Genomic DNA, 19,692 nt, shown 5'->3' with positions numbered 1-19,692 from the left:
AAGCGATGCTTTCGGTAAAAGATTGTTATGCTCTTTTAGAAAAAGAACAAGTTCCTCCTCATATCATCAGACATTCTGAAAAGGTAGCTTTACTTTCGGTATTTTTAGGATGTAGATTAAAAAAAGAAGGTAAGGCAAATCTTGAGATCCCTTTACTGATCGCAGGGGCTTTGCTTCATGACATAAAAAAATACGAAGCTATCTTAAAAGGAACTAACCATGCTATAGCAGGTTATAGGTTTTTAAAAAGTTTAGGCTATCCTCAAATAGCTTCTATCATAAAATCACATGTATATTTAGACCTTAGTACCCTAAAAGGTCCGATAACCGAAGAGGAGATCGTTTATTATACAGACAAAAGGGTAAAACATGAAGAGATAGTTTGCCTTAAAGAAAGGTTTTCTGACCTTAAGATAAGATATGGTAAAACCCTTTCTTCTCAGGTTAGGATTTACTTTTTAGAAAAGCTTTCTTATGTGATAGAAGATAGAATTTTTAAAGGTTTAAGTTTTGGTCCTGAACAACTTTTAACCTTAGAAAGACTTGACAAGGAGGCAAGGGATGTGTTCGAAGTCTGTTTTAAGGGTTGCTCTAATTGCAGGGGGGAGGTCTTCTGAAAGGGAGGTTTCTCTTAAAGGAGCCCAAGCAGTAAAGAAGGCTTTAGAGACTTTAGGACATAGATGGGAGTTTTTTGACCCAGCAACCGACCTTTTGGCTTTGATGCAGAGGGCTAAAGAGTTTGATTGTGCCTTTTTGGTAGTACATGGACCTGGGGGAGAAGATGGAACCTTGCAGGGTTTTTTAGATTCTATAGGTCTTCCTTATCAGGGGGCAGGAGTTTTGGGGAGCGCCCTTGCTATGCATAAAGGTTTAGCCAAACAACTCTATCGTTTAGCAGGGCTTAAAATTCCAGAAGGACGCTCTTTTACCAAGGAAGAAAGTTTTGAAAAAGCAAGAGATTTTGCTAAATCGTTAGGATATCCTGTGGTGGTAAAACCCGCAACACAAGGTTCAAGTATCGGTTTAACCATAGTTAAACAGGAAAAAGATTTGTCTGAGGCCTTAGAAAAGGCCTATGCTGTCGATAACGAAATACTGATAGAAGAGTATTTGAAAGGGCGAGAAATCACGGTAGGAATCTTAGATGACAAGCCCTTACCTGTGGTCGAAATCGTGCCTAAGGCTTCTGAAACTTTTGATTATACTACCAAATACACCCCAGGATTGGCAGAAGAAATTTGCCCCGCACCTATAGGAGAAGAGCTGACAAAAAAAGCGCAAAACTATGGCTTGATAGCACACAACTGCCTCAAACTAAGACATTATAGCCGAACAGACATGATCATAAAGGACCAAGAAATTTATGTTTTAGAAACTAATACCATCCCTGGTATGACAGAAACAAGCCTTTTACCTCTTGCTGCTAAAGTAGCAGGCTATACCTTTGAAAGTTTAATTCAAAAACTGTTAGAATTAGCCTTAAGAAAAAGGTATTAAGAATAAAATCCTTTTTTTATTTTCTGGGCTTCTACCCCAAGGAGAAAGGCCCAGTCTTTGATAAATTTTTTGGTATAAGACTCAGGTAAAGAGGAGACAATCTTATCTATCTCCATCGCTTGCGAAAGTAAGAAGTCTCCTATAGTTTCTGCTTTTGAAGAAGATAAAGAGGTGTTTACCATACTTTCTAAGATTTCTAGAGTTTGCTCTATTTTGTTAAAAGCCATCTGGGTTTTCTCTTCTTGGGTCTTTTGTAAAAACTCCTGTGTTTCTAATTCGGAAAGAGCTACCTTTAGATATTCGGCGAAGGAGCTGTCCCCTCCTTCTACCTTTTCAGGTTTTATGGTAAAATTAAAAAAAGCTAAGTTTTTATTTTCTATTTTCATAAGGAGGCTCCTTATGCTTAGTTATTTTTATTTTAGATATAAAATCGGAAAAAATCAAGAAACCTTTAGTCAGATGATTTTTAAAAAATTAGGGTTGGCTTTGGTGATTTTAGGATTAGGGTTAAACCTTGGAGGATGTGGTTGGGTATTGGTGGGTGGTGGAGTTGCGGCAGGATATAAGGTGGCTACTGATCCAAGGAGTGTCGGTACACAGATAGATGATGCCAAGATCACCGCTAAGATCAAAATGAAACTTATAGAAGATAAAGATCTAAAAGCTTTTTCTATAGATGTAGATACGGTAAACGGTGTGGTAACCCTTACCGGGGTGGTAGAAAACGAATATCAGAGGTCTAAAGCAGTAGCTATAGCTAAAAGTGTACCAGGGGTTAAGACCATAATAAACAACCTGCAGATAAAACATTAAATACGGTTAAAATTTTTCCCTTGATAAAGCTGGTTGGTTTGCATAAATTTTTGAATCTGAGATACTACCTCGTGTTTTTGGGCAACCCAGAGAGGTGCAACCAAATCTTCTTTTCGCGTTTCTGAGCAGAGTCTATGGATCACCGTTGTTTCTGGAAGATAGGTTAAAGCTTCTGCCACCAAAGAAACGTACTCTTCTTTGTCTAAAGGGGTATACTGTTGTTGACGATACAGTTTTTCAATTTGAGACCCTTTAGGGATGTATAAGGCGTGAAATTTAATTCCGTCGACCTTAAGTCTACCAAGGGTTTTTACTGTTTCTAACATCATTTCTCTGGTTTCTCTAGGTAATCCAAAGATAATATGTACCACCACCGGTATACCAAACTTTTTTAACAGATGATAGGCTTCTAAGAAATCTTCAAAGGTATGACCTCTATTTATTTTTTTTAAGGTCTCGTTATGGATGGTTTGTAATCCAAGCTCTACCCATACGTAGTAACCCAAATCTATGTAGTTAAGTAAAAGTTTGATTATCTCTTCGTTTAAACAATCAGGGCGAGTCCCTATCGCCATCCCTACGATGGAACGGTCTAAAAACAAGACGTCATAAAATCTTTTAAGGGTTTGAGGGTCTGCGTAGGTATTACTAAACGACTGGAAGTAAGCGATAAACTTATTAAATCCTTTAGGTTTATAGAGATTTAAGAAGTATAAAACCTGTTCTTCTAGGGTTTTACCTTGGGCATAAAGCCCGGTTCCAGACCCTTTGGCATCACAGTAAATACATCCTCCATATCCTTTGGTCCCATCACGGTTAGGACAGGTAAGCCCAGCATCTAAGGGGATTTTTTTTACCTTTTCTCCAAATTTTTCTTTTAAAAAGGAGTTTAGCGACCTGTAAAGAACTAAGTTTTTCATGGTTTAAATAATAGGGTTTTTTTGTTTTTTTTCAACTGAAAAAAACGCAAGCCTTGACTAAAGAAAAAACTTAATTAATTTAAGCTTATGCCAAAAATAAAGACAGATTTTCTTATCATCGGAGCAGGCATCGTTGGACTTGCTTTGGCTTTAAAATTAAAAACGCGTTTTCCAGAAAAAGAAATCATTGTCTTAGAAAAAGAAGAGACACTGGGGGCTCATAGTAGTGGAAGAAATAGTGGGGTGCTTCATGCAGGTTTTTACTACTATCCAGATTCGCTAAAGGCTAAATTCACCAAAAAGGGTAACGAAGAACTTACTCGTTATTGCGAGGCCAAAGGCCTTAGTATTAGAAAATGTGGAAAGGTAGTAGTAACTAAATCTGAAGAAGACCTTCCTACCCTTTATGAACTAAAAAGAAGGGGTGAGGCTAACGGAGTAGAAGTTTATCTGATAGATGAAAAAGAACTTAAAGAAATCGAACCTAACGCAAGAACCTTTCAGTTAGCCCTTTGGAGTCCTACCACCTCTACCGTAAACCCGATAGAGATCCTACATGCTTTTAAAACAGACCTAGAGGCAGAAGGAGTAAGGTTTTTCTTTAAAACCCCTTATCAAAAAAGACTTGGTGAAAATACCGTTTTAGCAGGAGACCTTGTTTTTTCTGCAGAAAAAATCATCAACGCAGCCGGTCTTTATGCGGATAAGATAGCCAAAGACTTTGGTTTTGGTAAAGACTACGTTATCTTACCTTTCAAAGGACTTTATTTGGAATATACAGGCAATTCTCAGTTTATCTCGAGAAATATCTATCCCACACCAAATCTTAAAAATCCCTTTTTAGGTGTTCATTTTACGATAAAAGTTGACGGTACCATTAAAATAGGCCCTACGGCTACCCCTTGTTTTTCGAGAGAAAACTATCAGATTTTTTCTAACCTAAGGTTTTCTGAGTTGGTTGAAATTACAGGTTATTTAGGCTTGCTCTTTTTTAAAAATCCTAAGTTTAGAAGTCTTGCCTGGGATGAGTTGAAGAAATATCACAGGAGTTATCTGATAAAGGAGGCTAAAAAGTTGGTCTATCAAATGGATGAAAAAGGTTTTAACAGATGGGGCAAGCCAGGGATAAGAGCTCAACTTTTAAACAAGAATACTTTGGAATTAGTTCAGGATTTTGTGATAGAAGGGGACAAACATAGCCTTCATATTTTAAATGCCGTTTCTCCAGCCTTTACAGCCTGTCTTCCTTTTGCAGAATATGTAGTAACTCGATTTTTTTAGAGAAAAATGGACAGGTTTTCAGAAAGTTATAAAACAAAGGAGAGCGAGAATTATCTTACGTGTAAGTACTGTGGAGGAAAGGCGGTTTTAGAGGGCACCTGAGCTAAGGCTAAGGTAAGGTGTCTTACCTGTGGTATAGAGAGGCCTGCAAAAGAATATGAGGAAGAAATCGAAAAATTAAAAGAGAGCTGGATTTCAGGTTTCGGTTGTAAACTTTCAAAATAGCTTTAAAATAGTAAACATGTCTTATTTGGTTTTAGCCAGAAGGTATAGACCTCAAACTTTTAGTGAAGTAATCGGTCAAATCCATGTGGTTAAGACTATAGCTAATGCTATAAAATCTGGGAAACTTTCTCATGCCCTTTTATTTTCTGGCATCAAGGGAACAGGTAAGACTACGATAGCAAGGATTGTAGCTAAAGCTTTAAACTGCTTAAACTTAATTGACGGTTACGAGCCCTGTAATCAGTGTCCTAATTGTTTGGAGATTAACCGCGGGGTTTTTGTAGACGTTATAGAGATAGATGCTGCCTCAAACAGAGGTATAGACCAGATCCGTGAAATCATAGAAAACTTTAAATATGCCCCTACCAGAGGTAAAGCTAAGGTCTATATCATTGACGAAGCCCATATGCTTACTAAAGAAGCTTCAAATGCCTTGCTTAAGTCCTTAGAAGAGCCTCCTTCCCACGTTTATTTTATTTTAGCTACCACAGAGCCTAACAAACTTTTACCTACTATACTTTCGAGATGTCAACGTTATGATTTTAGAAAGTTAGACCTTCCTCAGTTAATAAAGCATCTCAAGTCTATTTGTGAAAAAGAGAACTATCAAATAGAAGAAGATGCCTTAAGGCTTATCGCTAAGGAAGCTCAAGGTAGCTTAAGAGATGCTTTATCGCTTTTAGATCAGGCTATGGCCTATGGTAGTCATACCAAAGAGGATATCATCCAGGCTTTTGGATGGCATGAAGCCCTTTTGGTAGAAGAGTTAGCCCGGGTATTGTTAGAAAAGAATCTTAAAAAAACCTTAGAAGTAGCTCAAAAAATTTATGAACAAGGCACTGACTTAGTCTATCTTATGGAAAAACTTACTGAATTTTTTAGAGAACTTTTCTTGATGAAAGCCTTACCTCATGAAAAAACTCAGCCATTCCAAAATCCTCAGCTTATGGAACTGGTTTTAGAGTATGAGTTGGAAGAAATCTTTTTGATTTTACAAAGTCTTACCAGAGACCTTGAGGTTTTAAGAAGAAGTAGTTATCCACAACTCCAGTTTGAGTTAGCCTTGGTAAGGATTTGTGAACAAGCTAAATTGGTTCCGATAAACAAACTTATAGAAAAACTTGAAAGCCTTCCTAACCTTACCTTTCGTCAGGTAAGCTCAGAACCTTTGGTAGCTGAAGTTGAAGAAAAAAAAGAGCCTCAGGTTTCCGATGAGAAAACCTGGCAAGAGTTTTTAGAAAAACTTAAAAGGGAACGTCCTCTTTTGTTTGGTCTTGCCAAAAGTTTACCTGACCCTTCTTTTGATGCCTCCCATATACGTTTAAGAGTTAAAACAACACTAAAAAATTCTCCACATTTTGAAGAACTTATAGAAAAGATTAAAGATTTTTTTAAAAAAACAGTAAACATAGAGGTTGAGCCTGTATCTCAACCTAAGGTTGAAGAAATAAAAGAAAGGCCTGAAGTAAAGGAGGTTTTGTCTATTTTTTCTGCTAAAATAGCTAACATTCAAATCTTAAACCAGGAGTAAAGGTATGAAGCTACCACCCCAATTACAACAAATGATGAAAGAAATTCAAAAGATGCAAAAGAAACTTGAAGAGGCTCAAAAGTTACTTGAAGAAAAGACGGTTACTGTACAGGTAGGTGGAGGTATGGTAACCGTTACTGCTAACGGAAAACAAGAAATCCTTTCTATAGAAATAGAAAAAGAACTTTTAAACCCAGAAGAAAAAGAGATGTTAGAAGATTTGGTTTTAGCCGGAGTAAACGAAGCCTTAAGAAAAGCTAAAGAAATGGTAGAAGAAGAAATGGCAAAGATTACCGGTGGCTTGAAGTTACCAGGAGGTTTCAACCTTCCTGGATTATTTTAGACGTTATGTCAGTTAGTTATCCACTTACTTTAAGAAAAGTTATAGAATCTCTTTCTAAAATTCCAGGCATAGGAGAAAAGAGTGCCACTCGGATTGCTTTATTCTTGTTATCAAAGCCTGAGTTCTGTGAAACCTTAGGTGATTTAATAAAAGAACTTCCTTATAAGGTAAGGTTGTGTAAGTTTTGTAGAAATCTTTCTGAAGAAGAGATATGTAAAATCTGTAATGATGATACCCGAGAGGCTAAATCTCTTTGTATCGTAGAAAATCCGGTTAACCTTTTTCACATAGAAAATACAGGTATATATAAAGGATATTATTTTGTGTTACACTATCTTCTATCCCCTAAAGATGGAATAGGTCCTAAAGAGATAGAAATGGATAAACTTCTTTCTTTGATAAGAAAAAGAAGGGTGGAAGAGGTTATTTTTGCCCTTTCTCCAACCTTAGGGGGAGAAGCCACCATAAGCTACATCTTACAGGTGCTGAAAGACTATCCTATAAAGGTTAGCAGGTTAGCCTGTGGTGTACCTATGGGTATGGATTTACAGTTTGTAGACCCTTTAACCCTTAAAAGAGCCCTACTTTCAAGGGAACTTTTGAAAGAACAATGAAAGAAGATCTTTTTTTCTGCAAAACTTTGGCCTTAGGAAGTTTAACCCAAGGTTATTTTCATAATCTCAGAGGAATATTGCAAGGGGCTTTTTTAGAACTTCAGATACTTTTGATGAAAAAAGACGTGTTATCCTCAGAAGAATTAACCGTAAGGTTGGAAAAGGTTTTTAGCCTTCTTAAAAAACTTTTGCAACGTTTAGACATAGCCTATGCAGACATAAACGATACTTCATTAGGACCATGGGACTTAAAAGCTTTGTTAGAAGAGACTTTAGGTTTTTGGGAAGCAGATTTAGTTTTCAAACATAACGTCTTAAAAGAGGTGGTAGAAGAAGAGAAAGGAGAGGTAAGCCTTCCTAATAACCTTGTAAAAGGTTTGTTTTGTGGGATTGGTGAGCTTTTATTTTTGAACTTAAAACAAGGTAAACTTGTGATTACCATCAAAGGGAAATCAGTTGAGTTTAACTGGGATAAACCTTTAGAACTCGAAATTTTAGAACGCCTTAAAGCGTTTTTAGAAAGTTTTTCCTCTTTTATAGATTTTAAGCTTTCCAGGCAAAACTTGACCTTAAGGTTTATGGATGGATAAAAAGATCCTTTGGCTTGGTTTTTATCTTAAAGAAAAAAACGTCTTAAAAACCGTAAAATTTTTTGAGGAAAACATCCCTTTAGAGGAAATTTTAGCTTATAAAAAATACAAAGTTAAAGAAATAGAGATTTTAGGTCTTAAAGAGTTTGAAAAGGCAGAAAAATTAGGAATAAAGATTCTTTTTAGAGAGGACAAAGAGTTCCCAGAAAAAATTAAACTTATCCCTTATGCTCCTATTTTTCTTTATGTAAAGGGTAATCTTGAGAAAATAAGTCCTTCGGTTGGGGTAATCGGATCAAGGAGGCCTACTAACTATGGAAAAGAGGTAGCCTATAAGTTTTCTAAAAGGCTTGCAGAGGCAGGTGTAGTCGTGGTATCTGGTCTTGCACGGGGGATCGATACGATAGCACATAAGGTGTGTTTAGAGGTTGAGGGTAAAACGATAGCAATATTAGGCTCAGGTTTAGATGTGGTGTACCCTCCTGAAAATAAACCTTTATTCGATAAAATTTCTGATGGATATGGAGCTGTAGTCTCAGAGTTTCCTTTTGGCACCTCTCCAAGAAAAGAAAATTTTCCCACAAGAAACCGACTGATAAGTGGTTTTTCAGAGGCTATTTTGGTTGTAGAAGCCGGGAAGAGGAGCGGAACCCTTATCACCGCTAAATGGGCTTTAAATCAGGGCAAAGAAGTGTTTGCTGTTCCAGGGAGTATCTTTTCTCCTCAAAGTGAAGGTACCCATTTTCTCATAAAATCAGGGGCTCAACCAGTTTTTTCTCCAGAAGAATTGTTAGAATTTTTGGGAGTACAAGAAAAGGATAAAATTCCTAACCTGTTTGATTTTGGTCAAGCTGAGGCAACTCAAGAAAAACTAACCAAAGAGGAAAAAGAGGTGTTATCTTTTCTTTCATCTTATCCTATCCACTTAGAGGACCTTCTTTTGCAAACCGACCTTCCTGCATCTGAGGTTTTGTCAGCCATCACAGAACTTGAGTTTAAAGGAATAGTCCAGGTTTTACCAGGTAATTTTATAAAACTTAAAGGTTAAACAAATCTTTTATCAGGTTTTCAGTATCTTTAAGGTTTAACCGTAAAAAGATTTTCTCTAAAAGCTTTTCCATATCTTCTAAGATGGCTTTTTTTACTCCTAAATCAAGGTCCCACCACTCTTTTTTAAAGGCACCAAACCCTTTTTTTCTGATTTTATAGATAAACTGTGCCTCTGACATTCCTTCTTTCCATTCCTGTTTGAAGTTGTCTTTAAGATACTGATAGATTGTTTGTCTAAACTCAGAGGGAAGGGCTGGATGATCGTAAAGCAGGTTTTGGAAGCCGGTTGCTAAGTGAACTTCTACACATTCGTTTTCTGGGAAAAGACTAAAGTATTCTTCAGGTAAGGTAGAGGCTCCATGCTGGACGGCTCCTGCAAGCCCAAACTCTTCTCTGGCTATCTTAGAAAGCTCTCTTAACGTATTGAAATCAAGTTTGATTTCAGCTATTTTCCCATCAGGTAATACCACCCCACCATGGGTGGTGCCTGTCTGGACACTAATCTTAGAGATTCCCTCTCCCTTTTTTAAACTCTGATTTAACCCTTTCATAAAGGCTCTTAGTTCTTCTGGGGTGCTGTTTTTACTTCCTATCTCTCCGATTTCTCCTCCCAAGGTTACTTTAATCCCGTTAGGTTCGTTTTCTCTTACAAAGTCACAAAACTCTGCGGTTACTTCATAGTTGTATCTCTGTTGTTCAAACACATCCTCTTTTTCTAAGTCTACCAACGTTGAAGCATCTATGTCTATGTTATAGAACTGGGCTGATATAGCCTCTTTTATCAGGTTTTTAAGATTTTCTTTTTCTCTTTCAGGGTTTGCAAAGAAGGATTTTCTGTTAAGTTGAAAATGGTCTCCCTGGATAAAGATTGGCAGACGATAGTTTTCTCTAAAAGCAGCGGCTAAAATTACGGTAGCATACTCTAACGGAGGTTGTTTGGTATACCCTATTTCAGATTTGGCTATCTCAAAGATAAAAGCTCCGGCTTTAAGTCTTTTGGCTGTTCTAAAGATACTCCTTGCGATATCATAAGTCATCCCTCGAATGTTTATCGCAGGAACGGTAAACCCAAGAAATTTTTTCGAAAATTCCCTATATAAGGGATAAATGCTATAACCACGAAACCCTAAATCATTTAGTGTTTCATGTAATACATTTAAAAGACCTCTTTTTTCAAACACCGCTTGATAAACTAAACAATCTATAGTCTCAGGGTTTTGTTGAAGTTGATCTAAAATTTGAGCTTTTTCCATTAACCCCCCCTTCTTTTACACTTGACCCAATTTTTCTAAATCTTTACTTTTAAATTAAACATAAAAAGTAATTTTTACAACCTAAAGTTTATTAAGGCATACACTGTACTAAAAATCAAAGTTGCAAAAACCATAAAGGAGAATAAAATATTTATATGAGAGAACAACCTGTAGGTAAACAACCTGTACTTTTTCAGCTGCAGACAGGCCTTTTTTTAGGTATCGTTTGTTATAATCCTCTTTTTGAAAGCATCCAGTTTGTGTTAGAAAAAAAGGAGTTTTTTGAGGTAGAATGGCCTGCTTTGGTTAACTTTGATAAAACAGGACTTTATCCTTATTTAATTGGGATACCTACGATTACTTTACAGAGGATTCATATAGTTTGGTATACCCTTGAGATACCTAAGACTCTTTTAAGCCTTTATCAACAAGCAGTTCCTATTAAGTTTACCGAACCTTCATTTTCTTTCAGCCAAAAAAAAGAAATCCCCAAAAAACCAGAAAAAAAAGAACCTGAAGAAAAGGTTATCCCATTTCCAGGTAAAAAAGAAGAACAAGAAGAACCAGAAAATTAGAATTTAAAAGCTTCTTTTATAATGTTAAAACTTTTAATCCCTTCTTTTAAGATTAGATAAAACAACAAGAAAAGTATTGAAAATTGTATCTTTCCCCAAAAGATAACTTCAAGTATTCCCGCTAAAGATAACAAGGAAAATCCTAAAAAAGTAAATCGTTTTTCTTTTTTTTCTGTCTCTAATTTGTTAACACCTTTTAAAAATAACATCCCTATAAGAAAGGGTACCACCCAGAAAAAGTTTTCTGTAAACGGAAAAAATAACAATAACAACAAAGGACAAAAAACCTCATAGAGCAGTTTATTTTGAAATTGTTTTTGAAAAATATAATTTAACTTATTAATAGTACGTAAAATATATTTTAAACCACTAAGGTAAGAAAGAAGTACTGCTATCCAAACAAGTATTTCTACTAAGGTAGGGTTTAGGGCAGGATAGAGGGTTTTAGCAAATATTACCCCTACAGCTAAGGACATCTGGAAGAAAGTTTTAAATTTAGCTATCAGATTAACTTTCATGGTTTGAGGAAGTATACTTCTTAAAAAAGAGATTAGAATTTCTCTCAGCAGAAGAAAAAAGACAGGTAAAAAAGGGAAATAGTCTAGTTTTACCATGATAAGATAGATGGTAGTTACAAAGATTTTATCGGCTATCGGGTCAAGAAGGGCACCAAGTTTTGAGGTTTGGTTATATTTTCTGGCTAAGAGGCCGTCAAAATAATCGGTTAGAGAAAGAAATAACAACAAACTTATGGCCATTAATTTAGCGATCGATGAGTTTATAAAAAGAAGTAGGCAAGGAACAGGTAAACATACCACCCTTAACAAGGTAAGAAGGTTAGGATTTATTCTGTTGGTCATGGTTTTGATGTATTTAAATACTTGTTATGTTTTTATGATTTTTGATTATACTACAAGTTCTGATAGTTTACATCAAAACTTTGTTGGATTTTAAGGTAAAGTTTTGGTTAGGCTATTGAATTTTCTATAGGGTATACTATAATATTACTTTAACTTTAAGGTGGAGGCCGTAGCTCAATGGTAGAGCACCGGGCTGTGGCCCCGGGTGTTGCGGGTTCGAGTCCCGTCGGCCTCCCCATTTTATGTTTAAAAATCTAAAAGGTATGGTAAATAAGAAGGAGGTTATTTTATGCATCCCTTGGTAAGAGAGGTAGAAAAACGTTATTTAAAAGAAGATCTTCCTAAGTTTAATCCTGGGGATACAGTGAGGGTTCATTTTAGGTTAAAAGAAGGAGAGGAAAAAGAAAGAATCCAAGTTTTTGAAGGGATAGTGATTAGGAGAAGGGGCTCTGGAATTAACGCCACTTTTACGGTAAGAAAGGTTTCCTTTGGGGTAGGTGTGGAAAGAACTTTCCCTTTACATTCTCCAAGGATAGAAAAAATAGAAATTGTTAGGAGAGGTAAGGTAAGAAGGGCAAGACTCTACTATCTTAGAGAACGTTTTGGTAAGGCTGCTCGTATCAAAGAAAGGTTTGATAACAAAGTTATGGAATAATACAGGAAGGGGCTAAGCCCCTTCCTGTATTAGAAATTAAAGTTGAAGAAAAAGGGTTGTTTTTTCTTTTCTTATAAATCTTTAATAACTCGTTTTTCAGATTTAGAACGTCATCTAAAAGAATGTGGATATACTCTTATAGCTGGGGTAGATGAGGCTGGAAGAGGGGCTATTGCAGGTCCGGTTTTTGCTTCAGCAGTGATCCTTCCAGAAGGTTTTGACCCTAAGGAAATAAAAGATTCTAAAAAATTAACCCCAAAAAAAAGAGAAGAGCTGTTTAACTACATCTGTTCCCATGCTTTAACCTATGCTATCACTAAGGTAGACGTTGACGAGATAAACGCTCAAGGAATCCTCAAAGCTACCTTTAAGGCTATGTTTGAAGCTTTAAAAAGGCTCAATCCTCAACCTCAGGTGGTTTTAGTAGACGGACCTTTGTTGATTCCTGAATATCGAGGAGTTCAGAAAGCGGTAGTAGATGGTGATAATCTATGTGTTTGTATAGCTGCAGCCTCGATACTGGCTAAGGTGGCAAGGGATAACTATATGAAAGAGCTTGCCAAGGTTTATCCCCAATATGGTTTTGAAAAGCACAAAGGTTATGGGACTAAGCTTCATTTCAGTAAGATTAAAATTTATGGTCCTTGCGAGGTTCATAGAACTTATTATCAGTGTTTTTTATGATTAAAAAATTAATCGGCCTTTTTTCCTCAAAAGAAAAAGGAAATTTAGCCGAAAGTTTAGCAGAAAAATATCTTAGGTCCAAGGGATTTAAGATTATAGGTAAGAATTTTCGTACTAAGCAAGGAGAGATAGATTTGATTGCGGTTAAAAAAGATTTATTGGTTTTTGTAGAGGTGAAGGCAGATTTTCAAAACTTAGGACTTATTGCAGAAGACAAGGTTGATTTAAGAAAAAAGAAAAAAATTCTTGCGGTAGCTGAAGAATTTTGGTTTAAAAATTCTCAAAGTTTAAGTAAAATAAAAAATATAAGGTTTGATGTGGTAGTAGTTAAAGAAAAGGAGGTTTTTCATTATGAAGATGCTTTTCAACAGGACCTATGAAGGTCTCACGTTAGAGGAGATCTTAAAAAGTCCAGACCAAGAATTAGAGAAAAAGCTTCAAGCTTTAGATTTTTATAAAGCATATGAATTAGTGCTCAGTGTCCCTTGGGAAGCTAAAGCTAAACTTATACTAAACTCTCCTTATCCAGAGGGTTTGGTAAAAAATCTACCTTATCAAGAGTTATTCCTAACCATAAAAGCTTCTTCTCTTGACTTAGCGGTAGAACTCCTTTCCTATGCTAAAGGGACTCAGATTCAGTTTATGTTCGACATAGATTGCTGGTATAAAGATCGGATCAAACCAGAAAGGGTAGCTTCTTGGATTGTATTGCTTTTTCAGGCAGGAGAAGGTAAGGTTGTAGAATGGTTGAGGGTAGCAGATTTTGATTTTTTAATAGCCATTTTCCAAAAGTTTATCAAGGTATATAAAAAACCAGATGATATGGAACTGATAGAAGCTATGGATTTTTTGCCGTATTTTACGTTAGATGATTTTTATTTTATAGAGTTTAAAAACGAAGCTTTAGAGTTTTACTTTAGAAGGATGATAGAACTTTTAAGAGAAGAAATGCCAGAAACTTATTTTGCTTTGCTTGAGTCTGTAATCTGGGAGATACCGATAGAGGTAGAAGAAAGAGCTTATAGATGGAGGAATGGAAGGTTAGCTGACGAAGGAATTCCTGAATATTTTGAGGCTTTAGATGTTTATACTCCGTTGCATCCTAAAAGTTTAAAGAAAATTGAACCTGTTTATCTTCCTCCTTCTGAAGGGAAAGAGGAGTTTTCTCCGGTTAACATCATGGTTTATACCGGAGATGAACCTTTAATGATTTTTAAAGTTTTAGAAACAATCGAAGATTCCTATCAGATAGATAGGATTAAAAAAGAGCTTGCCTGGTTGTCTAATAAGGTAATTATCGTTGATAATGTAGTGATAGACGAGATAGAACAGGTTAAAAAAAGTCTTGATAAAGTCTGGGGTAGTTTAAACTTAGGAATAGAATATCTTTCTCAGGGGAATTTGGAGGTGGCTAAACGATTGGTAGAAGAACATTTTCTCGAAGATCTTTTTAGAATAGCCCAAACCTTACTTAAAAATCTTAGAAGGTTTGCTTTGTCTATAGTTAAAAGCAAAGATTTTGACCTCTCGGTTTTGAGATATCTTGACCAACCATATAAAGGATACTTAGAAGGGGTTTGGGTGAAAAATCTCAATCAAATTAAATGTTTTTGTCCGGAAAAAATAGGTACTTTAGAAGAATATACCTTTTTCAAAAGAATTAGCGAGGTTAATACCGTCCGTAGATATATCGAAGAGATCGGATATATGGCTCCTGTGATAGAGAGAATGTTTGGTTCAACCCTTGCCTGGATTAGAGAGGTAAACCTCCCAGGCAGAAACTATGATGTAAACTTTTTAACCTGGAGTAGCCTTATCATCACCTCTCTTTTTTACTGGAAATATAAAGGTGAATTTGTATTTAAAGCTTTACCTAAAAGTTCTTGGCAAAAGGTTATAAACGAACTTTTTTATGAAAAAGAAAATCGTTGTGAACTTAAACCAGAAATAAAAGAGATGTTGTTTGCAAGTTTTGAAAATTATGTAAAAAATCATTGGTATTACGAAAAGGAACTTTTAGACTCTTTTCTTAACTTTGTTCTGAACAAACTATCTTTAGAGTTTCAAAACATCGACCTGCAAAATCCACCTGACCCTAAATATCAAACTTTGGTTCTGGTAGACCTAAACCATTAAAAATTTTGGGTTTTATGACAAAAACCCCTGTTAATCTAACTGAAACAGCTCGGCTGATTCTAAGAGAAAGATACCTTTTAAAAAAAGAGGGAGAAGTAGTAGAGACTCCCGAAGAGCTTTTTCAAAGAGTAGCCAAAGCCGTGGCAGAAGGAGAGCTTAATTTTGGTGGTAACTCTCAAGTAGATTTTTATCAGGAAAAATTTTATCAGCTTATGGCTAATTTAGATTTTTTACCTAACTCTCCCACCCTTATGAATGCAGGAACTCCTTTGGGGCAGCTTTCTGCCTGTTTTGTCCTTCCTGTTGAAGATTCTTTAGAATCTATTTTTGAAACCCTAAAACACGCTGCTCTTATCCATAAATCTGGTGGAGGAACAGGTTTTTCTTTTTCAAAAATCAGGCCTAAAGGAGATATAGTAGCAACCACTCAAGGGATAGCCAGTGGACCTATTTCTTTTATTAAAGTGTTTGATGCCGCTACTGAGGCTATCAAGCAGGGGGGGAAAAGAAGAGGCGCTAACATGGGAATTCTCAGGGTAGACCACCCTGACATAGAAGAGTTTATAGAAATAAAGTGCAAAGACCCTGAAGCTTTAAAAAATTTTAATCTTTCGGTAGGGATAACTGATTCTTTTATGGAGGCTGTAAAAAAGGGAGACGTTTTTCCTCTGGTTAACCCAAGAAATAAGAAAGTTGAAAGGTATATAAAGGCCCGAGAACTTTTTGAAAAGATAGCCTATTGTGCCTGGGCATCTGGAGATCCTGGAGTTTTGTTTCTTGATACCATAAACCGGTATAACCCAACCCCACATTTAGGAGAAATCGAAGCTACTAACCCGTGTGGAGAACAACCTTTATTACCTTTTGAGTCTTGTAATTTAGGATCTATAAACTTGGCAAATTTTGTTAAAGATAAAAAAATCGATTGGGAAAGACTAAAAGAGGTTATATGGTTAGCAGTAAGGTTTTTAGACGACGTAATAGAGGTTAACAGGTTCCCTCTCCCGCAGATTGCTAAAATTACAAGGCTTACCAGGAAGATAGGATTAGGAGTGATGGGTTTTGCCGATATGCTTATCAAGTTAGAGGTTTCTTATGGAGAAAAAAGAGCAATAGAGGTAGCAGAAAAGGTTATGGGATTTATCGAAAAAGAGTCTGTAAAGGCCTCTCATCATTTAGCTAAAGAAAGGGGGTGTTTCCCTGCTTTTTACGGTAGCTTCTGGGATAGTCTTAATCTACCTATAAGGAATGCTACCACCACTACCATCGCTCCTACAGGTAGCATTTCTTTAATAGCTGGTGTGTCTTCAGGGATAGAACCTCTTTTTGGAATTTATTACGAAAGAAAGACTTTAGAGAATAAACTTTTAAAAGGATTTCACCCGTTGTTTTTAGAGTTTTTGTATAAAGAAGGTTATAAAGACGATGAGGTAGAAGAGATTTTATTTCAGGTAAAAAAAGTAGGCACCTTAAAACATGTAAAAATTTCAGAAAAAATTAAAAAACTTTTTGTAACTACTTATGAAATATCTCCTGAAAATCATCTTTTGGTTCAAGCCGTTTTCCAAAGGCATACCCATAATGCCGTTTCTAAAACCATAAATTTATCTCCAGAGACTACCGTTGAAGAAATAAAGGCTATTTATTTAAAGGCTTATGAGTTAGGTCTTAAAGGAGTTACCGTTTATCGTTATGGCTGTAAAAAGGAACAGGTGATATATTTAGGGGAAGACCAGGTTGAAGGATTAGGGTGTTCGGTATGTGACCTATCTTTAAGATAGATTAAGAAAGGGGGTTTTATGAAGGAGGTAAAGATAGGGCTTTTAGGTTTTGGAACGGTAGGGACAGGGGTTTATGAGTTGTTGGAAAAAAATCGCGAGGTTATCAAAGAAAGAATAGGATTAGTACCTGTGATTAAACGGATTTTAGTAAGGGACCCAAAGAAGATAAGAAGTATTTCGGTTAGCCCAGAGATTTTTACCACCTCTTTTGAAGACATATTAGAGGATCCAGAGATATCTATCGTGTGTGAGTTGATGGGAGGAATTACACCGGCTAAAGAGTATGTGCTAAAGGCTTTACAAAAGGGAAAAGAGGTAGTGACAGCAAACAAGGCTATACTTGCTGAATACGGAGACGAAATTTGGGGAGAGGCTTTAAAGAGACAAAGGTTTCTAGGTTTTGAGGCCTCGGTAGGTGGAGGTATTCCCATCATAAAAACTCTTAGAGAAGCACTTATAGGGAATCAGATAAGATCGATAGTGGGAATAGTAAACGGAACGACCAATTATATCCTTACTAAAATGTTGGAAGAAAAGACAGATTTTAAAGAAGCTTTAAGAGAGGCTCAAAAAAAAGGTTACGCAGAGGCTGATCCCACTTTAGACATAAACGGTATGGATGCAGCCCACAAGATAGCTATTTTAGCTTCTCTTGCTTTTGGTAGTTTTATTAAAGCATCTCAGGTTTATGTAGAAGGAATAGAAAACATAGACCTTATAGACTTAAATTTTGCCAAAAATTTTGGTTATGTTATCAAACTTTTAGCTTTTGCTATCAAACATAAAAATCACATAGAAGTAAGGGTTCATCCTACCCTTATTCCTGAAAATCACGTATTAGCCTCTATTCGTTTAAATTACAACGCTTTTTATGTTACAGGAGATTTTGTAGGAGACGTTCTACTTTATGGATTGGGGGCAGGTAAAGAACCTACTGCTAGTGCCGTAGTAAGTGATCTTATTACAGCGATAGAGTTTTCTTTTTTTAAAAAGAAGCCTTTTATAAAGTATCCCTTGACCTTTGATAAAAAAAGATATAAAATAAAGCCTATGGAAGACGTAGAGTTTAAGTATTATTTTCGTTTTTCTGCAATAGATAAACCAGGAGTCTTATCTAAAATTTCTGGTGTTTTAGGTAAGTATAACATAAGTATTGCCTCTGTGGTTCAAATTGGAAGACAAAAGAAAAAACAGGCGGTTCCTATAGTGATGCTTACTCACGAAGCTAAAGAAAGAAACGTATTAAAGGCTTTACAAGAAATAGACAGCTTAGAGGTAGTTAGCGCTCCTACCAAAAAATATCGGATCATGGACCTCACTTAAACAAGGACTGAGTATGAAAGTGAAAGTAGATATGGGTCAATATCAAATTTTAAAAGATAAACCAGTGGTTTTAACCACAGGTTTTCTTGGAAGTGGTTTGGCTATAGGAGTGGTGGATAAAACCAAAACACAAGGTGGTTTATGTTGTTTTGTGTTGCCTTATAAGGATTTAGATTTAGAAATAGAAGAAGGGGTCACAATTTTTTCTGGAGAATCTCTTATTCCTTTATTTTTAGAAGAAATAGAACGTTCTGGGATAAGCTGGGGTAACGCTAAAATTGTGGTTGCTGGAGGTGGTGTATACCAGAACAACCCCGATTTTTTAAACCTTACAGAGGTAAACCTAAAAATAGTAAAGATGATGTTTAAAAGATATATGATACCAGAAGATCAGGTAATATTTAGGGTAGGGCTTAACAGTGGTGTAAAAGTTGAGGTAGATTTAGAAGAAAAGGTTGTCAAAATAAAAATTGACGGAAAAGAAGAAAAACTATGATAGAACAAGTTTTGGAAAAAATTTTTGATAAGGTTGATAAAATTCCAACTTTTCCTAAAGTAGCTATGCAGGCCTTAGAGATTTTACGAAAAGAAGATGTAGACTTAAGAGAGGTAGAGAGAGTTATCAAAAGTGATCCTGGTATCGTAGCCAATTTTTTGAGGATAGTTAACTCTCCTGCTTTTGGACTACCCCAAAAAGTAGACTCCTTGTTTAAAGCCTTGATGCTGCTTGGGGTTAACCAGATTAAGTTTATTATTGTCGCTTCTGTAGCTAAAAACTATTTTGAGAAAAATCTAATAGGTTATGGATTAAGTTCTGAAGATATTTGGTTGCATTCTTTAGGTTGTGGCTTTATTGCTGAGGAAATAGCTTTAGACGCAGGCTTTTCAATAAATAAAATAGACGCAGTTTATGTAGCTTCAGTATTACATGATATAGGAAAAATTGTATTAGATCTTTATACTAAGTTGGAGTTAAATAAGTTTATTGAAACCTTTGAAGAAAATCCAAAACAAGATTTTATTCAAGTAGAGTGGTTAGTACTTGGGGTAGACCATGGTTTGGTTGGAGCTACTCTTTTAAAAAGATGGGGATTCCCTGAAAACATCTGTTTTGCCATAAGAGCGCATCATGACCCTGACCTTATGTTGCAAAGTGATGTGGCAGCTATAGTTGCTCTTTCAAACATGTTAATCAATATGTTAGGGATAGGCGGGGGAGTAGATGTTTTTAAATATAAAGTTCCTTCTCAACTTTTAGGCTTTCTTGATATAAAACAGGACAGATTATTAAAATACATGAAAATAGGTTTATACAAGAGTTTAGTTTTTAAAAAAGAATTTTAGGATTTAGATAAAAAAACCCCTTGACAAAAAAATAAAAGTTGAATACTTTATACAAATCAAAAATTAAAGGGAGGAGGTAAGAGAGATGAGGAAGGTAGTATCTTTCATGTTAAGTTTAGCTTTAGTTGGTGTGATTGGATTAGCAGGATGTCAGCAGAAGAAGGAAGAGGCACCAAAGCCTGAAGCACCTAAGACAGAGGCTCCAGCTCAGCCTGCA

Annotated in this window: 22 protein-coding genes and 1 tRNA gene; 19 read left to right on the top strand and 4 right to left on the bottom strand. The window is 35.9% G+C overall.

What is annotated here, in order from left to right; translation table 11 throughout:
• The first annotated feature begins 5 nt into the window (after nt 1-5).
• Nucleotides 6-617 (top strand): HD domain-containing protein, encoded by a 612-nt coding sequence (locus tag PWP26_RS00115; protein WP_273010411.1) that lies wholly within the window; start codon nt 6-8, stop codon nt 615-617.
• Nucleotides 562-1,497, top strand: a complete 936-nt coding sequence (locus PWP26_RS00110; protein ID WP_287567528.1) for a D-alanine--D-alanine ligase — start codon at nt 562-564, stop codon at nt 1,495-1,497. Before PWP26_RS00115 ends, PWP26_RS00110 begins: the two co-directional genes overlap by 56 nt.
• Here PWP26_RS00110 and PWP26_RS00105 read toward each other — a convergent pair.
• On the bottom strand, nt 1,494-1,883 hold the full coding sequence (locus PWP26_RS00105; RefSeq protein WP_038063485.1) for a hypothetical protein: 390 nt from the start codon (nt 1,881-1,883) through the stop codon (nt 1,494-1,496). The genes PWP26_RS00110 and PWP26_RS00105 overlap by 4 nt on opposite strands.
• Before the next feature lie 13 nt (nt 1,884-1,896).
• Between PWP26_RS00105 and PWP26_RS00100 the strand changes: the two genes are divergently transcribed.
• Nucleotides 1,897-2,310, top strand: a complete 414-nt coding sequence (locus PWP26_RS00100; protein ID WP_301398721.1) for a BON domain-containing protein — start codon at nt 1,897-1,899, stop codon at nt 2,308-2,310.
• On the opposite strand, the gene PWP26_RS00095 is transcribed toward PWP26_RS00100, so the two are convergent.
• A complete protein-coding gene (locus PWP26_RS00095) occupies nt 2,307-3,230 on the bottom strand; it encodes a TIGR01212 family radical SAM protein (protein ID WP_301398720.1) in 924 nt (307 codons plus the stop codon). The two genes, PWP26_RS00100 and PWP26_RS00095, sit on opposite strands and share 4 nt — an antisense overlap.
• An 87-nt stretch (nt 3,231-3,317) precedes the next feature.
• Here PWP26_RS00095 and lhgO point away from each other — a divergent pair, with 87 nt between their 5' ends.
• The 6 genes from lhgO to dprA all read left to right on the top strand — a co-directional run bounded on the left by lhgO (nt 3,318) and on the right by dprA (nt 8,862).
• Nucleotides 3,318-4,511, top strand: coding sequence for an L-2-hydroxyglutarate oxidase (lhgO, locus tag PWP26_RS00090; RefSeq protein ID WP_301398719.1), 1,194 nt, complete (start codon nt 3,318-3,320; stop codon nt 4,509-4,511).
• 241 nt (nt 4,512-4,752) lie between these two features.
• Nucleotides 4,753-6,267: a DNA polymerase III subunit gamma/tau gene (gene dnaX, locus PWP26_RS00085; RefSeq protein WP_051754415.1), complete on the top strand. Its 1,515-nt coding sequence runs from the start codon at nt 4,753-4,755 to the stop codon at nt 6,265-6,267.
• 4 nt (nt 6,268-6,271) lie between these two features.
• Nucleotides 6,272-6,610 carry a YbaB/EbfC family nucleoid-associated protein gene (locus tag PWP26_RS00080; protein ID WP_022854537.1) on the top strand — a complete coding sequence of 113 codons (339 nt, stop codon included), beginning with the start codon at nt 6,272-6,274 and terminating at the stop codon, nt 6,608-6,610.
• 5 nt (nt 6,611-6,615) lie between these two features.
• A complete protein-coding gene (recR, locus tag PWP26_RS00075) occupies nt 6,616-7,224 on the top strand; it encodes a recombination mediator RecR (RefSeq protein ID WP_301398718.1) in 609 nt (202 codons plus the stop codon).
• Nucleotides 7,221-7,814 carry a hypothetical protein gene (locus PWP26_RS00070; protein ID WP_301398717.1) on the top strand — a complete coding sequence of 198 codons (594 nt, stop codon included), beginning with the start codon at nt 7,221-7,223 and terminating at the stop codon, nt 7,812-7,814. The genes recR and PWP26_RS00070 overlap by 4 nt, the downstream gene beginning before the upstream one ends.
• Entirely contained in the window at nt 7,807-8,862 is a 1,056-nt protein-coding gene (dprA, locus tag PWP26_RS00065; RefSeq protein ID WP_301398716.1) for a DNA-processing protein DprA, read from the top strand. Before PWP26_RS00070 ends, dprA begins: the two co-directional genes overlap by 8 nt.
• Here dprA and PWP26_RS00060 read toward each other — a convergent pair.
• Nucleotides 8,852-10,117: a class II fructose-bisphosphate aldolase gene (locus tag PWP26_RS00060; protein ID WP_301398715.1), complete on the bottom strand. Its 1,266-nt coding sequence runs from the start codon at nt 10,115-10,117 to the stop codon at nt 8,852-8,854. The genes dprA and PWP26_RS00060 overlap by 11 nt on opposite strands.
• A gap of 155 nt (nt 10,118-10,272) precedes the next feature.
• Between PWP26_RS00060 and PWP26_RS00055 the strand changes: the two genes are divergently transcribed.
• On the top strand, nt 10,273-10,692 hold the full coding sequence (locus tag PWP26_RS00055) for a hypothetical protein (protein ID WP_038063503.1): 420 nt from the start codon (nt 10,273-10,275) through the stop codon (nt 10,690-10,692).
• Here the strand turns inward: PWP26_RS00055 and pgsA are convergent.
• Complete coding sequence (gene pgsA / locus PWP26_RS00050) at nt 10,689-11,552, bottom strand: CDP-diacylglycerol--glycerol-3-phosphate 3-phosphatidyltransferase (protein WP_038063505.1); 864 nt, start codon at nt 11,550-11,552, stop codon at nt 10,689-10,691. The genes PWP26_RS00055 and pgsA overlap by 4 nt on opposite strands.
• Before the next feature lie 163 nt (nt 11,553-11,715).
• Between pgsA and PWP26_RS00045 the strand changes: the two genes are divergently transcribed.
• From PWP26_RS00045 to PWP26_RS00005, 9 genes are all read left to right on the top strand, one after another.
• Nucleotides 11,716-11,790, top strand: a tRNA-His gene (locus PWP26_RS00045).
• A gap of 51 nt (nt 11,791-11,841) precedes the next feature.
• Nucleotides 11,842-12,207: a 50S ribosomal protein L19 gene (gene rplS / locus PWP26_RS00040; RefSeq protein ID WP_022854530.1), complete on the top strand. Its 366-nt coding sequence runs from the start codon at nt 11,842-11,844 to the stop codon at nt 12,205-12,207.
• Between the two features lie 84 nt (nt 12,208-12,291).
• Nucleotides 12,292-12,891: a ribonuclease HII gene (locus PWP26_RS00035; protein WP_038063623.1), complete on the top strand. Its 600-nt coding sequence runs from the start codon at nt 12,292-12,294 to the stop codon at nt 12,889-12,891.
• Nucleotides 12,888-13,271 (top strand): YraN family protein, encoded by a 384-nt coding sequence (locus PWP26_RS00030; protein WP_051754418.1) that lies wholly within the window; start codon nt 12,888-12,890, stop codon nt 13,269-13,271. The genes PWP26_RS00035 and PWP26_RS00030 overlap by 4 nt, the downstream gene beginning before the upstream one ends.
• Nucleotides 13,243-15,027, top strand: coding sequence for a DUF6178 family protein (locus tag PWP26_RS00025; RefSeq protein WP_038063507.1), 1,785 nt, complete (start codon nt 13,243-13,245; stop codon nt 15,025-15,027). Before PWP26_RS00030 ends, PWP26_RS00025 begins: the two co-directional genes overlap by 29 nt.
• A gap of 14 nt (nt 15,028-15,041) precedes the next feature.
• Nucleotides 15,042-16,808, top strand: coding sequence for an adenosylcobalamin-dependent ribonucleoside-diphosphate reductase (locus PWP26_RS00020; RefSeq protein ID WP_051754419.1), 1,767 nt, complete (start codon nt 15,042-15,044; stop codon nt 16,806-16,808).
• 18 nt (nt 16,809-16,826) lie between these two features.
• Nucleotides 16,827-18,131 carry a homoserine dehydrogenase gene (locus tag PWP26_RS00015; RefSeq protein WP_273011460.1) on the top strand — a complete coding sequence of 435 codons (1,305 nt, stop codon included), beginning with the start codon at nt 16,827-16,829 and terminating at the stop codon, nt 18,129-18,131.
• A 13-nt stretch (nt 18,132-18,144) separates the two neighbouring features.
• A complete protein-coding gene (locus PWP26_RS00010; protein WP_038063511.1) occupies nt 18,145-18,627 on the top strand; it encodes a chemotaxis protein CheD in 483 nt (160 codons plus the stop codon).
• Nucleotides 18,624-19,475, top strand: coding sequence for an HDOD domain-containing protein (locus PWP26_RS00005; RefSeq protein WP_038063514.1), 852 nt, complete (start codon nt 18,624-18,626; stop codon nt 19,473-19,475). The genes PWP26_RS00010 and PWP26_RS00005 overlap by 4 nt, the downstream gene beginning before the upstream one ends.
• Nucleotides 19,476-19,692 lie beyond the last annotated feature (217 nt).

This window comes from Thermodesulfobacterium sp., from assembly GCF_030445475.1.
GTDB classification, from domain to species: Bacteria; Desulfobacterota; Thermodesulfobacteria; order Thermodesulfobacteriales; family Thermodesulfobacteriaceae; genus Thermodesulfobacterium; species Thermodesulfobacterium commune.
Note: the sequence above shows the minus strand (reverse complement) of the source record. Positions and strands in the feature narration are given on the sequence as shown.